Genomic DNA, 1,044 nt, shown 5'->3' on the forward strand with positions numbered 1-1,044 from the left:
TGGGAGGGTCGCAGGTTTCGGTGAGGTGGACCTTGTAGCCGCACCAGAACAGGTCGTCGCCCTTGGCCGCCCACCGCGCGTCGCGGTCATACGGGGAGGCCAAGCGACGATGTCCAGGCGGGACACCCTGCTTGTCGGCGTCCCGCTTCACGATCACCTCCCGTCCCCGGCTGTCGGTGGACAGGTAGTAGGTCTGCACCAGCATCTCGCGCAGGAACGCCACCGCGGGGATCTCGGGCAGCCAGCCAGGTGCGGTGGGGGCGCCCACCGCCCGGCACAACGCGAGCGCGTCCTGCCCGAACACCACCGCGAGACGGTCCCGGGCCGTCTTCGACGACGGCATCGTCCACCCGTTGACACGCTCGCCGTAGCGGTGCGCCAGCTCCTCGACGTCCATGGTGTCGGCCAGCCAGTCCGGGGCCGCGACCGCGAGGGCCTCCAACGCCGCCCGCACACTTTCCCCGGCGAGCTCGGTCCGGTTCAGGTCCCGCACGGCGCTGATCACATGGGTGGAATCGGTACGCGCCCTGCCACCACCGCCGATCAGGCCCTGGTCACGGCAGACCTCCACGAGCCGGTCGAACACCACCCGTTCCAGGCCGTGGTCGGCCAGCCGGGTCCGGAACCGGGACAGCACGGTCGAGTCGAACCCGGTATCGGTCAGCTCCGCCCCGAGGGCGTACTTCCAGTCGATCGCACGGACCGCCATCGCCGCGGCCTGCCGGTCGGTCAGGTTCTCGGTGAACTGCAACACCGTGACCAGCGACAACACCGCCGGCGGCAGACCCGGCGCCCCCCGGCGGCCGAACGCCCCGGTGAACGGCTCATCGACGAACACCTCGGCCAGCCGGTCCCGCAGCCGCATCGCCAACGTCCCACGCGGGAACGCCGCCCGGGCGACCACCACGGTCTGCGCCGGGATCTCCGGCAGCCCCTTCGGCTGCAACGACATGTGCCCCACCTCCCGCGGCCCACGAAGCCACCCGGGCCGCAGAGGAGATCATGCCGCACCCACGACACCCAGCCGAATTACGCAGCAGAGTC

The 1,044-nt window shown here is 71.2% G+C and carries 1 protein-coding gene; it reads right to left on the reverse strand.

Annotated features, from left to right (window positions below; all coding sequences use genetic code 11):
* Positions 1-952 (reverse strand): transposase (locus tag AC559T_RS13770; protein ID WP_498868937.1); only part of this gene is annotated, 952 nt, incomplete at its 3' end.
* Between the last annotated feature and the right edge of the window lie 92 nt (positions 953-1,044).

It is taken from the genome of Frankia sp. Hr75.2, from assembly GCF_949319125.1.
Lineage (GTDB): Bacteria > Actinomycetota > Actinomycetes > Frankiales > Frankiaceae > Parafrankia > Parafrankia soli.